This window comes from Bradyrhizobium tropiciagri (genome assembly GCF_001189845.1).
Classification (GTDB): domain Bacteria; phylum Pseudomonadota; class Alphaproteobacteria; order Rhizobiales; family Xanthobacteraceae; genus Bradyrhizobium; species Bradyrhizobium tropiciagri.
In genome coordinates, this window is the sequence record NZ_LFLZ01000117.1 from 1 (window position 1) to 16,927 (window position 16,927).

Here is a 16,927-nt window from a genome sequence, read left to right on the forward strand (position 1 = left end):
AAAAATCATGCTCAAACAAGGAGATGAGATTATGATGCGATTCCGTGGAAACGCATCATGATCCAGCGTTCCGATCTCGAGCCGTCTGTGCTTCCGGCGCGTAGCAGGCGTCTTGAAGCCCCCCAATTGATCGCGTCCGCACCGGCTAAGCCGGACAATGCGTCTACTCAGCAAGTATGAATCTTGCGGACAGGTGGCCAGTCCTAACGGGCTACTAAGAAGATCCTCTGCAAAAAATGAAAAAGCTTGCGGATCATAGAGTAGCGGTCCGGCTCGTCACGTCGCTGAGGTTTGCCGTTTCGATGCGCTTCCGTCCAAAAGCGCGAACATCGGTAATGTCGACCCATGCAGGCCAAGGCTTACTAGCTCCATCTCCTCGCTCATCGTCCGTGTAAGAGCTTCCTCTGGTAGATGGATGAGCCCCTCCAGATGGGCACCAAGTCGCTTCTCCGCCGCGGTAATTTCAGAATCGCTGGCGATGGCGAACAGCGCCTTGAATCCAAGGCTCGTGAACCATTCCATCCGCCGAAGTTCGAGCTCCTGTGCGGCATCAATAGGTACGCCCGCTGCCGACCGCTCGATCAAAGATGCGGGCGGGAAATTGGCAACCCCGGCGATGCCGGCATCTTTCAACGATTCGGCAATGTCCTCCCAGCACGCGAAGGGGTCGATCATCAATATCGCCGCATAGACATGAGGCGCGGACGTTGCTTCGTTGAGGCTTCGCAGGTCCCGCAAAAGACACTCGTTCCAGTCGAGGATCGGCAAGGTCGCCATGACCAGCAGGGAGCCGTTTGGAAGGCTACGCAAAGGCGGGGCGTAGACCTGCAATTGTGGTCCTTTAGCTATTGCCGACATGTGTATGGCAAGTTTGCCGGTAGCTCTCGCCCTCATCGCTTCTACCCAATCTTACCCATTTGGTCGCCTCACCGATCTTATACGCGGGTAAAGCCGGGTCTAGACCGTCTGTTGTATGAATGGTCTGGGAGGAAGATCGTGTCACACCATTGCACGGACGACCGAAGGTCGGGCCGGGATGGTAAGCTTGCTGGACAGCCGACCGGATTCATCACGGACGCTGTTGCGATCGTTGCCACGCTGGATACCAAGGGCCCCGAGGCGTCTTACCTTGCAGACCTCATCGAGGCGTGCGGTCGCAAGACCGTCCTCATTGACGTCGGGACGAAGATAGATGACGGCGACAAGCAGGCCGATACGAAGGCGCCCGCCGAACTGCTGAAGCAGATCGCGGAAAGCACGCGCGCAAAAGTTGGCGATCTTCTCAGATCGGCAACGATCAGTGCGATTGTCGGAGTTGCGGGCGGCAAGGGAAGCGCGGTTTTCGCCGAGGTTGTGTCTGACCTGCCCTATGGCTTTCCGAAGCTTCTCGTAAGCAGCGCGAGGCCGGCGCTACTCGCTGAATTGGCCACTCACAATGACATCATTCTTTATCCGACGCTGGTCGATCTCTTCGGCATCAACGTCTTTACCAGAAGAGTGCTCGAGAATGCCGGACGGGCCGTTGCGGCCATGCGCTATGCATCGATCAAGCCTGGACGAGACAAGAAGATAGTCGCGATCACCGCCTTCGGCGTGACAACGCCTGCGGTAAATCAGTGCGCAACGCGGCTTGCCGATGGTGGGCTAGACGCGATCGTCTTTCCAGCGAACGGGGCGGGCGGCCGCAAAATGGAGCAGCTGATCGCGGCTGGTGAATTCGACGCCGTCATTGATTTGACCACCACAGAGCTCGCAGACGAAATCGTCGGAGGCACCGCGAGCGCCGGCCCGGATCGACTGAAAGCAGCGTCGAAGCAAGGGATACCGCAAGTGATTGCGCCTGGCGCGGTCGATATGGTCAATTTTGGCCTGCCATCGAGCGTTCCTGATCGGTTTCGCGGACGCCGATTTCATGCCCATACGCCTTACACGACGCTCATGCGCACAACTGCGTGTGAGAATGCGAGCATTGGCCGTCTCACGGCCGAACGGCTCTCGCGAGCAAAAGGGCCAACTATTGTCCTTTGGCCGGCGAAAGGCGTGTCCGATTACGACCGCCAAGGCGGCATTTTCCACGATCCCGAGGCCGACAAGGCTTGGCTAGCCGCGGTCAAGGCAGATCTCCCCGCGCACGTGATGGTGCGCGACCTGAACTGTCACATCAACGACGGCGAGTTCGCCGAGGCAGCCGCGGCCTGGGTTCTGGAACAACTCACGCAAGGAGATTCATCCGATGCGGATGTTTGAGCGAAGTGAAATTCTTTCCAGGCTTGAAGGCCAGGTGGCGGAACGAAAAGCAATTCTCGCGGCAGGAAGTAGCTGTGGCCTGGTCGCCAAATGCGCCGTCCTTGGAGGTGCCGACATGCTGGTGGTCTACTCGACCGGCCTGTCGCGTCTGATGGGGCTTCCGACCAGCCGGATTGGTGATTCCAACGCACGCACATTGGAGCTCGCGGCGGAAATTCGTAACGTGGTGTCGTCCGTGCCGGTGGTTGGCGGCATCGAGGCTTGGGATCCTCTCCGGCTCGACCTCGATGCTCTATTGGACAAATTCTGGGCTGCTGGGTTTTCCGGCGTCATCAACTATCCAACGATCTCCACCATGGGTGAGAACTGGCGTGAGCGCCGCGGCCGCGTCGGGCTCGGCTTTGAACGTGAGGTCGAACTGATCGCTTGCGCGCGCAAAAAGAATATCTTCTCGCTCGCCTATGTCGCAAGCCCGCAAGACGCCAAGGCGATGGCAAGTGCAGGTGCCGACTGCATCGTCCCCCATGTTGGCGCAACGCGGGGCGGGCTCGTGGGTCACGAGGACGGGCAATCCATAAAGGATGCGATCCGACGCATCAACGAGATCAACGCAGCGGCGCGAAGCGTTCGGCAGGACGTGCTCTCGCTTTGCCATGGTGGGGCAATTGCCGAACCTGAAGATACGATCGAAGTCTATCGGACGACCCAGTGTGTCGGCTTTGTTGGCGCATCGTCAATCGAGAGAATTCCAATTGAGCGCGCGGTGAAAGCAGCGGTGGCGGAATTCAAAGCTGCTCCACTTCCGCAAACTCATTGACGTTCACTGCAACACGTGCAGCGAGGCCGCATGAACACGCAAAATAATCGTGCTAAACTTGATCCGATCGCTTTCGTCTCCAAAGAGGTGGCTAGACCGGGTCAGGACCCGGAAACAGATGTCCTCGTGATCGGCAGCGGTGCCGCGGGCTTGTCAGCTGCGCTGTTTGCGGCAAAAGCCGGCCTTCGCGTAATAGTATGCGAGAAATCTCTGCGACTTGGCGGCACGACAGCCTTGTCGAATGGCATGATCTGGGTTCCTCGTTCTGCTCAGGCGCGTACTGCAAACATCAATGATTCCATCAACAATGCCAGCACCTACCTGCAGCATGAACTTGGCAAATACTACCGCGCTGACTTCATCGACGCCTTTCTTCAGGACGGTCCGCCGGCGTTGGCAGCGCTCGAGAACGGGACGGATGTCAAGTTCACGCTGGCCTCTACGCCCGATTATCACTCGAGCCAAATTGGCGGCGTTGACAGGGGCCGTGCTCTGAGCCCTGCTCCCTATGATGGGCGGCTTCTAGGCAAGGACTTTGATCTGATTGGCGACCCCATTCGGGTTCTGCTCGGGGGCATGATGATCTCATCAAGTGAGGTAAGAAGCTTCCTCAACCCTTTCCAATCTGTTGCCTCGTTCAAGCACGTTTTAACTCGCCTGAGCCGCTATGCACGGGATCGGCTGAGTTTCAGGCGTGGTACTGAGCTCAGCGGAGGAAATGCCTTGATCGCGCGGCTGCTCGTGAGCTTGCGCAAATATGATGTAGAGATCTGGCCATCTTCTCCAGCCCTCGAACTCTGCAAGGAAGGCGGGCGCGTCACGGGTGCCGTTGTCAGGCGGTTCAATCTGGACACTCGCGTGCGTGCCTCGCGTGGTGTTATTCTCGCATCTGGTGGCTTTGCGGGGAATGCGCAGTTGAGGGCCGACCTCAGTGGTGCACACCAGCATGATCTTACGTTGGCCCATGCCGACGTCAAGGGCGACGGCATTGGACTTGCAACCGCGCTCGGAGCCGCCATCGACAAAGATGTTGCATCCGCCGGTTTCTGGACCCCGGTGTCGATCTTGAAACGCGCGAGCGGCTCGCAAATTGTACCGTACGGCTGGCTCGATCGCGGCCGTCCTGGGGTCATTGCAGTTGGCCCGAATGGCAGACGTTTCGTCAACGAATCGAATTCGTACCACGATATTTGCCTGGCAATGTTTGAAAACGGATATCCAGCAGATAAGCGGTTCTACTTCATCTGCGATCAGAAGTTCGTACGATTGAGAGGCATGGGATACTTGCTGCCATGGCCCTGGACGTTGAGCATCGGAAAATACGTCCGCCTCGGCTACATCAAGGCAGGCCGAACGATTGCCGAGCTCGCAAAGCAGCTGGGACTGGATTCCGTTGTGCTGCAAAAGACGATCGAAGAACACAACGCGCATGCCGCCCAAGGACGGGATCCCTTCTTTAAGCGCGGGGAATCGGCCTTCAATCGCACGCTCGGCGATCCGACTATGGGAACAAATCCAAACCTTGGGCCAATCAAAAACGGACCGTTCATCGCGTTGCCGATCGTTCCGGCAACGCTTGGCACGGCGAGCGGGTTGGCGACCGACAGTTACGGAAACGTTCTTGATGCACAAGGCGACGCAATAAGGGGTCTTTACGCCTGCGGCAACGACATGACTTCGCCGATGCGCGGAATCTATCCCGGCGCAGGCATAACAATCGGTCCCGCGATCGTGTTCGCATATCGGACTGTCAACGCAATGGTGCTGTCCACTGACCAGGAGCAAAAAGCGGTCGCTTCCGGAGCTTGACTGTCAACGCACCGGCTTGGCAGGGATCATGTGTTCGGAGCCGACCGCGCGGATTGACGGGATGGGAGGTCGGTCTGCTTCCCATCACAAGCTCTTGGCAGAGGTGGGGACCGGCCCGCCGGATTGACGAGGTTGCGGCCGGGATCGAGCGTACTGAGCCGCGGGGAAGACGAGGATCGCCGCAGCTTTTCGATGTCTTGCAAGGAGCAGAGCTTAAATAGGTGTTCTAGGGCATATGACAGAAATTGATCGTCCAACAGGTCGGCTGCGCGGTGACGAACCGAAGATGTCGGGACGAGCTGCGCAGTCGTCTGCTTTCCCGGGCCGATCGCAATCCGCTGGCCGCGAGGCAGTGATGCAACTCGACAAGATCGATTTTCGTCTTCTTGACCTCCTCCAACGAGATAATCGCCTCTGTAGTGAACAACTCGGAGGGAAAGTCGGCCTGTCTGCATCCGGAGTTCAACGTCGGCTGAAGCGGCTTAGATCCAGGGGAATAATAGAAGCGGACGTTTCCATCATTTCTCCAAAAGCAATTGGACGAAATGTGACGGCCGTGGTTCTCATTTCCTTGGAGCGCGCTCGGGCCGACACCGTTGATCGCCTAAAGCGTAAGATTCGCAAGATGCCGGAGGTGATGAGCGCGTTCTACGTTACAGGTTTGGCTGACATCGTCTTGCTCGTCACAGTCAACGATATGGAAGATTACGAGCGGTTTGCCAGGCGTCTTACAGACGAAAGCTCAGACATAAAGCGCCTTGAAACAATGATTGTCATGGATCGGTTCAAGGCAGGATTTACCTTACCAATCACGTCCATCGCATGGTGTCGAGGGAGCGACGAAGAGGACACTGGCTGCTCAACTGCCGCCGAACGCGGTCTTTAAATCGTTGCGTTGGACGTGGTCCCTAGATTGATAGCACTCGTTCATTGGAGGAATAGATTGCGTCGCTCGCGTCACGCCAAGATCGTGGCAACCATCGGTCCGGCGAGCGCCGGATCTGAAAAGATCCGTGCTCTCTACCGCTCCGGAGCAGATATCTTTCGGCTAAACTTCAGTCACGGAAGCCATCAAGACCATGCCAGAGCCTATGAGTGTATCCGTGGACTCGAGCGGGAATTCGGCCGTCCGATAGGCATTCTGCAGGATCTCCAAGGTCCAAAGCTCCGCATCGGCTCCCTTGAAGAAGGCGGTCTGGTTTTGCGCGCTGGTGAAACGGTGCGCTTTGTGACCGAGGGTACGAAAGGGCAGAAGCAATCGATACCTTTGCCTCACCCGGAGATCTTTGCAGCTGTCCATCCCGGACAAGAAATTCTCATTGACGATGGCCGGGTGCGCTTGAAGGTCACCGAGCCAGGGCACGGAGAAATCGTTGCGCAGGTGGTCGTCGGAGGCGCGATCTCGGACCACAAGGGGGTCAACGTACCCGGGGCCATGCTCGATCTTTCTCCGCTCACTAAGAAGGATCGGGCCGACCTTGCCTTCGGCATCAATCTTGGGGTCGACTGGGTCGCCTTGTCCTTTGTTCAGAAACCGTCCGACTTGATCGAGGCGCGCGCTCTGATCGGAGAGGCCGCAGGTCTGATTGCGAAAATCGAGACGCCGATGGCGCTCGACCGCATTGGCGACATCATTGGGTTGTCCGACGGCATTATGGTGGCGCGCGGTGATCTTGGCGTCGAAATCCCGCCTGAGGAGGTGCCTGGTCGGCAGAAGGAGCTCGTGCGCGCCTGTCGGCTTGCCGGAAAGTCCGTCATCGTCGCAACGCAAATGTTGGATTCCATGGTGGCTGGGCCGACGCCGACGCGCGCGGAAACGTCGGATGTCGCGACTGCGATCTATGATGGAGCCGATGCAGTAATGCTGTCTGCCGAATCGGCAAGCGGGGCCTACCCGGTCGAAGCGGTTGCCATGATGGATCGCATCATAAAAAGCACGGAACGGCATCACCTCTATCGGTCTCTTATTGAGGCTTCTCAACCGGATGTGGAGGATACGCCTGCCCACGCTGTCGCGGCCGGAGGCGCAGATCTTGCGGCGACGGTTGGCGCCAAGGTCATCATCGGATTTACGGCCGGCGGAACAACGGCCGTTCGGATTTCGCGCAGCCGGCCGCCGGTGCCGATCCTTGCCCTTACTCCGGATGAGAGGGTGGCACGGCGCATGAGCTTGTTGTGGGGCGTGCATAGTGCCGTGTCCGGCGACCCTTCCGGTTATGAGGAGATGACGCGGATTGCCTCGGCGGCCGCCCACCAGGAAGGCTACATTCGATCGGGCGACTTGGCCGTGGTTGTCTCTGGAGTGCCGTTCGGACTTAGAGGCGCGACCAACAACCTTCGCGTTGTCGTATGTTAAGGCAATGTCCTTCGCATCGAACTGCCGGAAGCGACCCAGATTGCCATATGGACCATGCTTGAAATTTGTGTGTGACCAGGAGCTGACAGGGTTCGAGGCCAGCATCAGCCTTCCAAGCTGAATATGAGGGCTTGATTCTATTAACCAGATCTATCAGTATTTTCAATGACTTGCTGATAAGTCTTAAACTTATATCTAGCCTAACGCCGACAAGCTCGAAAGATACAGGGCTGAAGGCTCAAAAAAAATTGCCAGTGCTTTCAACTTCACTCTGAAGTAGTGAAACTAGATCAGGTATTTTTCTGCGAGCGGGCGGGATTGGTGCGACACGCGCAGTCCACGTGATGTCGGACAATCGCGACCGAGGGCGCTTGCCGACGGTTCAAAACGATCTAGCTGTTCACTAGGCAGCGGAAATCGTTGCAGCCGCTGAACCTGCGTGCGAGAGAGGATTTGTCAAGCTGCCGTCGCTTCCAGAACGCGATACAATCGATACGAGCGTCGAATCAGAGGGCGGAGTTAGGACTGCGGATGGCCAAGGCCGACCATATCAAAAAGCTCGTTGCAAGCTTTGGCCGCAACCAAGAGTTCCGAGCCGCGACCCTTCGCATCATCGATGATGCAGCTAATCAGGGAAAGCGGCCCTTCGCCGAGTCCCTTAGGAAAATTCTCGACGCGAATGTTCGTCATGACTACCAAGCCGTTCCGCAGCCTGGGCTGACCACGCTTGCGAGCCAAATCGATCCTGCCGCAGATCTTCTCGACGAAGTGGCCGTCACCCGGGGCCTAAATGATATTGTCCTCAATCCCGATATGCGATTGCTGATTGAGGGTATCATCGAAGAACGCCGCCGAAGTGAAGAACTGCGGCGTCATCGGCTACCGATTTCTACCCGGTTACTTTTTTCGGGGCCGTCCGGCTGTGGGAAGACGCTTTGCGCCGAGGTCTTCGCACGCGAGTTATCGATGCCGCTTTACAGCGCTCGCATCGACGTGATCATTTCGTCATTTCTTGGAGAGACGGCCAGCAATCTGCGTCGCCTGTTTGAGTTCGCCACGCGCAAGCCTTGTATTCTGTTCCTCGACGAGTTTGACGCACTCGCGCGTACCAGAACGGATACGGCAGAGCACAACGAATTGCGACGGGTCGTGAATAGCTTGCTGTTGATGATCGAGCGTTTCAAAGGGCCCGGTCTTGTGATTGCAGCAACTAACTTGCCGCAATTTTTGGACGAGGCTCTGTGGCGGCGCTTTGATGATATATTGTCGTTCGATCCCCCCACCGAACGTGAAATCGAGCTCTTGCTGACGCGCCAATTTGCTAATTTCCCGGCGCATTTTGACGTGTCGACGACGATAAGTAAGCTTGTCGGTATGTCCTACGCGGACATTGAACGAATATGCTTTGATGCAATTAAGAAAGCCGTTTTAAAGAAGCGCAAGTCAGTAAGCGAGACGGAATTCGCAGCTGCGCTCCGGCAAGAAACACGTCGCAAGAGTTTGACGTCCAACCGAAGCCTCTGACGCGCAGCCAAAAATGGCGAAGCTTCCCCATCTGCCGCTTGAGCGGCTGGAAAAAACGCTCGACCGTCGTAGGGTCCCAGCGCCAGTGGCGCCGCCTGTCCGCGAAAGTGCAGGTGCTCATGCCGCCACCATCACCGCGCAAATCGATGCCGTCGCGAAGGATCAGCAGGCTCTTCCAAAGATCGAGGGTATTGATCCCGAGCTTATCCTCAAAGTTCGGTTGAGCGCGCCGATCCAAGAAGACACCTGGCGTACCGCTGGCTTCAAGGTGCTTGCTCAGGATCCGGGCGGCATTCTCGTGTTGTTCAGTGATGATATCGAGTTGAAGGCTTTCCGCGAGCGGCTCGCCGAATATCAAAAAGGTGTGCAAGGTGAGGCGAAGAATCCGGCCTACAACCAGCTCTTTGCAGCCATAGACGATGTGAGCAGCCTCTCTGCTTCCGATCGCATTGGGCCTCGATTGCGCTCGGATGGAAAGTCAGCTCTCGAGCATTTTGACACGCGGGCAAATTTTACTATCGACGTTGAGCTTTGGGACGCGCCCACGCAGCTTGATCGCCAAATCCGCGTGCAAAAGATCATCGAGCATGCGGAAGCTGCTGGAGGGGAGATACTGTCTCTCTACATAGGTACAGCAGGCCTGATCGTGCTTCGCGCTCGGATGCGCGGGGCTGTCCTACGCGAGCTGTTAGAACTGCCCGTGATTTCCGAGATCGATATCCCGCCGATACCAGATCTCGGCGAGCGTGATCCGCCCGTGGTCACGATCGAGGACATTACGGCACCATCACCTTCCGCCGACGCCCCTTTAATCGGTGTTGTCGACAGCGGCAGTACGGACCATCCTCTTTTGACTCCTTCCTTAGTGGACTCGTTGGGGGTGCCCGATGCGCTGGGCTCGGCCGATATCTGGGGACACGGGACCAAGGTCGCAGGCATTGCCGCTTTCGGAGATGTCCGTGAATGCGTCGATAGGAGGGTCTTCGAAAGCCCGGTACGGATTATATCGGTAAAAGTCGTGAACGACGAAGGCCGCTTCGATGATGCGGCAACAATATCGGACCAGATGGAGAAAGCTATCCGCATCCTTCAGGAGCGCGGATGTCGGATCGTCAATGTTGCGCTGGGCGATGCCCATCGCGTTCCCTACGACGGCCGACGCCTGTCTCCCTGGGCGGCGACGCTCGACACTCTGGCTCGAGAGCTCGACATCGTCATCATTGTCTCGGCTGGAAACTCTAGCTCCGGCGTGCGAGCTCCTTGGGGGGAGGAGGCGGAGCAGATCACGCGGACCTATCCGGACTACCTCGTGTCTGTAGAGAACCGGATCGTTGAGCCCGCGACCGCCGCCATTGCGCTGACAGTTGGAGGCTTGGCACATGCTAACGGGTTGCCAACAGATGGATCTGGTGGAGCGGAACTGCGAGCCATTGCGTCGCTTAACTTGCCGACGCCCATCACTCGCTCGGGCCCGGGCGTCAATGACTCGATCAAGCCTGATCTGGTCGATTTTGGCGGCACGGTGCTTTTTGACGGCATGACGCAAAGGATCGTGTCGGGCGATCAATACGCCAGCGCCGGGATGTTGACGTTGCGTCCCGACTATTTGCGGGGATTGCTGACGTCTTCGACCGGTACCTCAATGGCTGCACCACGCATAGCTTACAAAGCGGCATTGCTCGTGCGCGCAATGCCGGCGGCGTCTGCCAATATGATTCGAGCCCTCCTTGCGCTTTCCGCAAGTCCACCGGCTGACGCCTTACAATGTCTCCAAAAGTTCGGAGCGGGTGGCCAGCGTGCGTGCTTAGGATACGGCATTCCCGATGTTGCTCGCGCCTTGGATTCGGAAGAGCGACGAGTGATCTTCATCGCGGATCGGCAAGAACTAGCGGTTGACCAGTTTGCTCTCTATCGCGTTCCATTACCTGCCGAATTCCGTACAACGAAAGGCAAACGGCACATCCGTGTGAGCTTGGCGTTTGATCCTCCGGTTCGACACACTCGGCTCGAATACCTTGGTGTACGTCTCAACTATCACCTGATCCGTGGAATGGAGCCGGAAGCTATCTTCGAGCATTTTAGGCATCGGACAAAAGAGGAGGACGCTTTTGAGAAGTTGGCAGCCTCGGCGAAATGTCCACTCGATCCGTCGCGTGACCTTCGCGGAACCAGCACACTCCAGAGGTCAATGATGACAATGCAGCGGAATGTTGATCGATATGGCGGCGATTATTATCTGGCTGTGTTCGCGGAACGCCGATGGGCCGGCGAAGAAGTTACGCATCAACGCTTTGCCGTCGCCGTTGAGTTGGAGCACGAGGCACAAATCAACATTCATCAACCACTTCGTGTACGCCTGCGCGCCTAACCAGTTCGCTTTTAGCCGTGCGGACGTTTTTCAAAACCTGCTGGCTAATCGGTATCGCATCGCTGCGGCGCTGACGCGGAATCGACGTGCAATGGATTCGATGCCCGCCTCGTCCTCAATGTCGAGCCCGCTGGCGTTGACGACTTTCATGAGAAGTTCACTCGGCATGAGCAATTCGGAGGCGAAGGCGTTGGCCTCAATCTCAAGGGGATCGACGCCTTGAGATGACACATCATCACGGAGGAGAACCCGGAACATACGGTCGACATGGACCGCCTTTCTTATCTCCGCCCCATGAAGTTCATGATGGCCTAATTCGTGAGCAGCCGAAAACCGCTGGCGATTTGGGTGATGAAGCGCATTCACGCCGATGATGCCGACGCCATCCTGTATATAAGCCATACCGGAAAGATTGTCGTCCAACGCGGCGTGCTGCAGCACGATGTTGCGTGCCTTGATGATACGTTCAATCGGGACTGGTGGCGCGCTAACTCCAAAGCTTCGAATCAGCGCTCGAGCCGCCTTTCGCGCCTTGTCCGGATCCGCCCTCACGTGTCACCCTTCTTTCCGCGATGGGCCAAGGCGTTCTCAATGAGGTCGCGGATTTGGGCCTTACCAAGGGGGCTGACGCTTTCGTCGGAAAGAACAAACATGCCAACATCCTGCTCTGGCTGAGCCCTTGGTAACGAAGGAAGGAGATCTGCTACCTTGTCCAGCTGCAGGGCGTCCGCCAAGCCGTAAACGTGATGCAAGAGCACGCTCTGACGGCCGCTTTCTATATTGGCCAGTGACGCCCTTGAAATGCCGACGCGGGCCGCCAATTCGACTTGAGTAAGCTCAAGCTTTCTCCGCCTGGTTGCCACAGCCTTGCCGAAGGTAATGTAGATCGTCTGATGGCCCATGTGCCTGTTTGTCTCAAGCGAGTCTCCTTGTCAATGAGAAGCACAATTGTGCTTATAATAAACATTTTGTTGTGTGTATTGACAACATTGGAAAAGCACGGATAAACGGAGCCGTGACCATTTGGTGGAATCGAAAGGAGACGTCGTTCATGTCTGAGCACAACGGCGGGGCCGGGCACGAAACGGTCGTCATCATCGATGAGGGGCTGCACGAAGAGAGCCGCCAAATCAGCAAGTCGCATCCGACCGGGGCCGATATTGTGCAAGCGGCGGAAAAGCAGCCGATCGATGCCTTCTTTGTTCTCTACAATCCAGGCGATGGCGGCCTGAGAGAACTCAGGCAAAGCGATGAGATCGATTTGCAGCAGTCGAAAGTACGACGCTTCTACGTTCTTCCCGGCGATCGACTGTTTCGGTTTCAAATTGACGCCGTCGAGTACGAATGGCCGATTTCGCCGGTGTCAGGCGCGCTACTTTACCACGTGGCGAACCTAGACGCTAACAAGGTTTCCCTGTGGACGCAGGGCCACGCGACGGACCGCGAGATTTCCCCTGACGAACCTTCGGTTGATCTGGCGGGCAGCGGTGTTGAACATTTCGTCTCCAAGAGCCGCGAGCCAAAGCACCCGACGATTTTCATCAACGACGTTCCACATACCGTGCATCAGGCACACTTGAGTGGTGCTCAGATACGAGCCTTGGGTGGCATCGAAAGCGATTATCAGCTGTTTCTGGAGCAACCCGGCGACGATCTGCCGATCCCGAACGACAAGTCGGTCAAGATCGAAGACGGACAGCGGTTTTATTCACTTCCGCCGGCAACGTTTGGCACATGACACCGCATATACAAGCGCAGTTTGAGGCCCTGAAGAGAGATTACCCGCAGGCTCAGATGCAACCCGGACCGGGTGGAGCGGTCATCACCATCCCGAACGTGCCACTCGAGCCGTCCGGGAAGTGGAACAGGCCCTCCACCACCGTTCGGATTGTGGCCCCGGCGGCCTATCCCCAGGCGCGTCCAGATTGCTTTTGGGTCGATGCAGATGTGCGGCTCGCATCTGGCGGCCTGCCGCAAAATGCCCAGCCAAACAGCCAGTTGGGACAAAACCTGCTCTGGTTTTCCTGGCATGTCTCGAAATGGAATCCAAACGTCGATACACTGCATACCTACCTGAGAGTCGTACTCGATCGGTTGAGGCAGGGCGTTTGAAATCTTCGCTCATTTTCGCAGGCTCGTCTTTCACGGACATGAAAAGCCGGCTCATGACCGCCTCTCCGCGGGAGGCTAGCTGCGTTCTTCTAGCAAACAGAGGCGGACCGGGCCGCTTCCTCGTGGAAACCGTGGTTCATGCTCCGGAGGACGCTTACGAGACGCAATCGGAAATGCGGATTGTACTTAAGCCCGAATTTCTCGCGAAACCCCTGAAGCAGGCTCGTCAGTCGTCTCAGTGCGCTTTCTTCTGCCATACGCACCCGTTCGATCAATTCCCGAATTTTTCATCCGTCGATGACAGGGGCGAAGCTGTGCTTATGCCTGCGGTCTTCGCGCGCGCCCAAGGCGGCCCGCACGGCACGCTGGTGCTGGGACTAGAGGGTTTCTCTGGAAGGGTCTATCGGGCGGAAGACGACATCCACGCCTTGAGCGATATCTCCGAGGTGTCCTCCGTGGTCAAATTCTTCGGGAGCGAGAAAGCCAAAGGGACCAGCGGGGCCGTATTCGATAGAAACGTACGGGCCTTGGGTGAGCATGGGCAGTCTCTGTTGCGCTCGTTGACGATAGGCATCGTGGGACTTGGAGGTACGGGATCGGTCATCGCACAGGAGCTTGCTTATCTCGGCGTAGGGAAGTTGGTTTTGATTGATGATGACATTTTGGAGGAAACCAATCTGAACCGCGTGGTCGGCTCCGCGCATGCGGACCTAGGACGGAGTAAGGTTTCCGTCGCCGCGGACGCGATCAGACGATCAGGGATCGGAGCTACCCAGGCTGAAGCAATTGAGGGGTCGGTGCTGGACCAGTCCGCCGCCGAGAAACTCTTCGAGTGTGATTTCGTCTTCTGCTGCACCGACAATCACGGCAGCAGAATGATTCTGAACCAGATCGCGTATCAATATTTGCTTCCCACCATCGATGTCGGCATCCGCATCGATGCGGAGGAGGGACGAATCAAGGCTATGGCAGGACGGGTACAGATGCTCGCCCCCTCGCTTGCTTGCCTTCAATGTAACGGATTTCTAGATCCCGAAATGGTTCGCCGCGACCTTATGTCAGACGCCGAACGGGCCGCCGATAGATACATCGTAGGAGATGCCCAGCCCCAGCCTGCCGTCATCAGTCTGAATTCGACAGTATCTTCGCTCGCGGTTACGATGTTTCTCGCGGCAGTCGCCGGCTTTTCCATGCGAGCACGACACCAGAACTACGTGATAGGCGAAGGTACGGTACGAGGGGTTGCAACGGTCCCGCTCAAGGATTGCATTGTTTGTTCGTCCAGCCGCGGCGCTTTGGCAAAGGGTGACTCGTGGCCGATTCCGTGGCGCAACAGTTAAGCGTCGGCGAGGCCACCAAACTGCCTCCTATCGATGCGTCGAGAACGGCGGTGTTGTGCGCTGGGGTTCCATCCTCAGTCAGGACACGGCTCGAGGCGGTGGGCCTGACGCCTATTCAGTTGGAAGAAAACCTTGAAGTCTTGCGCGCAGAGCTTGAAGAACGCGCTGCAGGCTCCAGAGCGGTCATGATTTTCTCGGGACCGCTAGTCGATCTCGGTGCTCAGCAGCGCCTTCGAAAGATCGTCAATGCCGCGAAGCTGACGGCTGAGAAACAGGCGTTGCTGATCGCTGTAATTGTCGAAGGCGATCAGGACGATATAGCGAAGGGCACGGGTATCCTCGGAGTAAGCCATTTCGGCTCGTCAGCCTATGCATCCAACGACGCGCAAATCGCTCTCGCGATCAAGGGAGTGCTCGAACACGAACCAGGCCCCGCCTGGCGAAATCTTGACATCGGCATGGGAGCCGACGTCGAAGACAGGCTATTGATACAGCGTGCATTCAGCGACTGCGAGACACTGTCGGTCAAAAAGATCACTCCGAATAAGAGAATTTATCGCGTAGATGCGATGCGACCGACTGCCCCGCATCCAGTCCCGTTTCTGATCAAGGTGGATACGTTTGACCGGATCGCGTCCGAGCGCGGCAACATCGAGTTGTGCGCTGATACCATTCCATTTCCCTTTGTCCCTCCCATGATTCCTCAGCGGTACACGCCAGGAGCGGGACAATCAGCGCTCGTTTCGCACTTCGTCGATCGCGCCATTCTGCTATCGGACTATGCGAAATCTCATAATCTGAACCGAGCCATACTTTCGATTTTCGACGACGCTTTGCGTGGATGGCGATCACATGCAACGTTGGCAAGCTACACGCTCGGCACATATGTGCTCGACACCGTTCGCATCATAAAGAGTACACCGCAGGACTATTGGGCAAGTTACGCAAACCTCACAAACGCAAACACTGTGCCTGCACCGGACGTCTTGTTCGACAAACTGCGGAAAATGCCGTCCGTGAAGCTGTATGAAGTCTGTTCGCACGGTGATCTGCATCTGAAGAATATCTTTGTCAGGCAATCAGGCGAGGTCGTCCTCATTGATTTTCTCCGCAGTGGCATCGCACCGGCTTCCCGCGATCCCGCCGAACTTGAGTGTTCGATTGCGTTGGATCCGGATGCTGGATCACCGTTGGACAAGAAGTCTCTGCACGAGCTTTACGCGCCGCCGCTTCTGCCGCCCAAAGTGACGCCAAGACTGGGTAGCCACCGGTTTGATGCGGTCTGCCAGGTAAGAAGGCAGATTGGACCTATCGTCGGCGAAACCGAATATCAGCTGATGGTGGCCGCTCATCTTCTGTGGTGGGCGCGCAAGAAAAATTCCGAGGCCTATCGACTAGCAGCCAACCTGATCTTGAGTGCAGAGGCTTGCCTATGCGCTTCGTGAGAGCTTTTCTCGACTGGATTGCGTCCTTTTGGAAGAGTTCGCCGCCGCAGACGACGGCTCCCGATGCCGGTGCGCCTCCTTCGCGGGCACACGCGTATCGTACCGTCGTGCAGTACGGTCCCGTCCATTGGGTCAATTCTCAAGCCGAGGCCAACCGGTTGCTCTCGGGCGGTGCGATCGTAATGGTAAAGGGAACCTCTGGCGCAAAGTGGCTTTTAATGAATTGTCCAGATCACTGCGGGGAGGTCAGGAGGATCAGTCTCTCAGAGGCGATACCCCCAGCATGGAAGTTTCGAGCGGAAGCGGATGGCACGATTTCACTGTTTCCTTCGGTCCACCTAACCTCAGGTTGTCGCGTCCACTTTGTCCTGCGCCATAGTAAGGCTTACGTTATCTAGCCGCTTCGGGCTCAAAGAGGGCAGACCCCGACGGGAGTCCGCGGCTAACGTTGTGTGATCATACGACGTCGGAACCGTTTTGGATCACGAAAAGAAATAAAACAGTCGTTCGTGAAGAACCGGCGCGCGCCGGGCTCAGGCGATATTTGGCGCCGGGATGGTCTCGAGGAAGGCTCGGATGATGGCACGCAAGAGCTCTGAGAGCCATCGCAGGAGCAGGCCGAAGTTGTAGCCGGCGGCGGCGAGGACAGCGTTGATACAGTCGCCGGGACGCCCTTTGAGATAGTTGCGGTCCATGCGGTGCTCGGCCTTGATGTGACCGATGACGGGCTCGACAGCCGCGCGACGCCTCATCTCGCGGCGGATGGGAGCTGAGACGCGGCGGACCTGACCCGAGATCCAGACTCTGAACCGATGCGGGTGATTGTGGCCGGGATACCCTTTGTCGACGTGGATACGGCGAGCCTCCACGCCGGTGAGCTTCTCCATGTCGGCGATCACGGGGCCGAGG

At 57.1% G+C, this 16,927-nt stretch carries 15 protein-coding genes and 1 pseudogene; 12 read left to right on the top strand and 4 right to left on the bottom strand.

Annotated elements, in window-relative coordinates; translation table 11 throughout:
- Nucleotides 1-276: 276 nt before the first annotated feature.
- The gene (locus AKN84_RS42365) at nucleotides 277-831 is read right to left on the bottom strand and encodes a hypothetical protein (protein ID WP_244485774.1); all 555 of its coding nucleotides are present in this window, start codon (nucleotides 829-831) and stop codon (nucleotides 277-279) included.
- Between the two features lie 165 nt (nucleotides 832-996).
- Here AKN84_RS42365 and AKN84_RS42370 point away from each other — a divergent pair, with 165 nt between their 5' ends.
- The 7 genes from AKN84_RS42370 to AKN84_RS42400 all read left to right on the top strand — a co-directional run bounded on the left by AKN84_RS42370 (nucleotide 997) and on the right by AKN84_RS42400 (nucleotide 11,121).
- Nucleotides 997-2,247 carry a Tm-1-like ATP-binding domain-containing protein gene (locus AKN84_RS42370; RefSeq protein ID WP_050426282.1) on the top strand — a complete coding sequence of 417 codons (1,251 nt, stop codon included), beginning with the start codon at nucleotides 997-999 and terminating at the stop codon, nucleotides 2,245-2,247.
- Nucleotides 2,234-3,064, top strand: a complete 831-nt coding sequence (locus AKN84_RS42375) for a phosphoenolpyruvate hydrolase family protein (protein WP_050426270.1) — start codon at nucleotides 2,234-2,236, stop codon at nucleotides 3,062-3,064. The genes AKN84_RS42370 and AKN84_RS42375 overlap by 14 nt, the downstream gene beginning before the upstream one ends.
- Before the next feature lie 30 nt (nucleotides 3,065-3,094).
- Nucleotides 3,095-4,873 carry an FAD-dependent oxidoreductase gene (locus AKN84_RS42380; protein WP_128971661.1) on the top strand — a complete coding sequence of 593 codons (1,779 nt, stop codon included), beginning with the start codon at nucleotides 3,095-3,097 and terminating at the stop codon, nucleotides 4,871-4,873.
- Between the two features lie 355 nt (nucleotides 4,874-5,228).
- Nucleotides 5,229-5,759, top strand: coding sequence for an Lrp/AsnC family transcriptional regulator (locus AKN84_RS42385; protein WP_244485775.1), 531 nt, complete (start codon nucleotides 5,229-5,231; stop codon nucleotides 5,757-5,759).
- A 57-nt stretch (nucleotides 5,760-5,816) separates the two neighbouring features.
- Nucleotides 5,817-7,229 carry a pyruvate kinase gene (gene pyk / locus AKN84_RS42390; RefSeq protein WP_050426272.1) on the top strand — a complete coding sequence of 471 codons (1,413 nt, stop codon included), beginning with the start codon at nucleotides 5,817-5,819 and terminating at the stop codon, nucleotides 7,227-7,229.
- Nucleotides 7,230-7,760: 531 nt separating this feature from the next.
- Entirely contained in the window at nucleotides 7,761-8,753 is a 993-nt protein-coding gene (locus AKN84_RS42395) for an AAA family ATPase (RefSeq protein ID WP_244485776.1), read from the top strand.
- A gap of 13 nt (nucleotides 8,754-8,766) precedes the next feature.
- A complete protein-coding gene (locus tag AKN84_RS42400) occupies nucleotides 8,767-11,121 on the top strand; it encodes a S8 family peptidase (RefSeq protein ID WP_050426273.1) in 2,355 nt (784 codons plus the stop codon).
- A gap of 30 nt (nucleotides 11,122-11,151) precedes the next feature.
- On the opposite strand, the gene AKN84_RS42405 is transcribed toward AKN84_RS42400, so the two are convergent.
- Nucleotides 11,152-11,673, bottom strand: coding sequence for an ImmA/IrrE family metallo-endopeptidase (locus AKN84_RS42405; protein WP_050426274.1), 522 nt, complete (start codon nucleotides 11,671-11,673; stop codon nucleotides 11,152-11,154).
- Nucleotides 11,670-12,023: a helix-turn-helix domain-containing protein gene (locus AKN84_RS42410; protein ID WP_050426275.1), complete on the bottom strand. Its 354-nt coding sequence runs from the start codon at nucleotides 12,021-12,023 to the stop codon at nucleotides 11,670-11,672. Before AKN84_RS42410 ends, AKN84_RS42405 begins: the two co-directional genes overlap by 4 nt.
- A 149-nt stretch (nucleotides 12,024-12,172) precedes the next feature.
- On the opposite strand from AKN84_RS42410, the gene AKN84_RS42415 reads away from it, so the two are divergent.
- The 5 genes from AKN84_RS42415 to AKN84_RS50925 all read left to right on the top strand — a co-directional run bounded on the left by AKN84_RS42415 (nucleotide 12,173) and on the right by AKN84_RS50925 (nucleotide 16,416).
- Nucleotides 12,173-12,859 (top strand): multiubiquitin domain-containing protein, encoded by a 687-nt coding sequence (locus AKN84_RS42415; protein ID WP_128971662.1) that lies wholly within the window; start codon nucleotides 12,173-12,175, stop codon nucleotides 12,857-12,859.
- Complete coding sequence (locus AKN84_RS42420; RefSeq protein ID WP_050426277.1) at nucleotides 12,856-13,233, top strand: E2/UBC family protein; 378 nt, start codon at nucleotides 12,856-12,858, stop codon at nucleotides 13,231-13,233. The genes AKN84_RS42415 and AKN84_RS42420 overlap by 4 nt, the downstream gene beginning before the upstream one ends.
- Nucleotides 13,234-13,355: 122 nt before the next feature.
- Nucleotides 13,356-14,573 carry a HesA/MoeB/ThiF family protein gene (locus AKN84_RS42425; protein WP_157863401.1) on the top strand — a complete coding sequence of 406 codons (1,218 nt, stop codon included), beginning with the start codon at nucleotides 13,356-13,358 and terminating at the stop codon, nucleotides 14,571-14,573.
- Nucleotides 14,546-16,018, top strand: a complete 1,473-nt coding sequence (locus tag AKN84_RS42430) for a hypothetical protein (RefSeq protein WP_128971664.1) — start codon at nucleotides 14,546-14,548, stop codon at nucleotides 16,016-16,018. The genes AKN84_RS42425 and AKN84_RS42430 overlap by 28 nt, the downstream gene beginning before the upstream one ends.
- 182 nt (nucleotides 16,019-16,200) lie before the next feature.
- Nucleotides 16,201-16,416, top strand: coding sequence for a ubiquitination-like system serine protease family protein (locus tag AKN84_RS50925; RefSeq protein ID WP_488226073.1), 216 nt, complete (start codon nucleotides 16,201-16,203; stop codon nucleotides 16,414-16,416).
- Nucleotides 16,417-16,551: 135 nt separating this feature from the next.
- On the opposite strand, the pseudogene AKN84_RS42435 reads toward AKN84_RS50925, so the two are convergent.
- A pseudogene (locus tag AKN84_RS42435) lies at nucleotides 16,552-16,927 on the bottom strand (IS5/IS1182 family transposase); the annotation flags it as partial.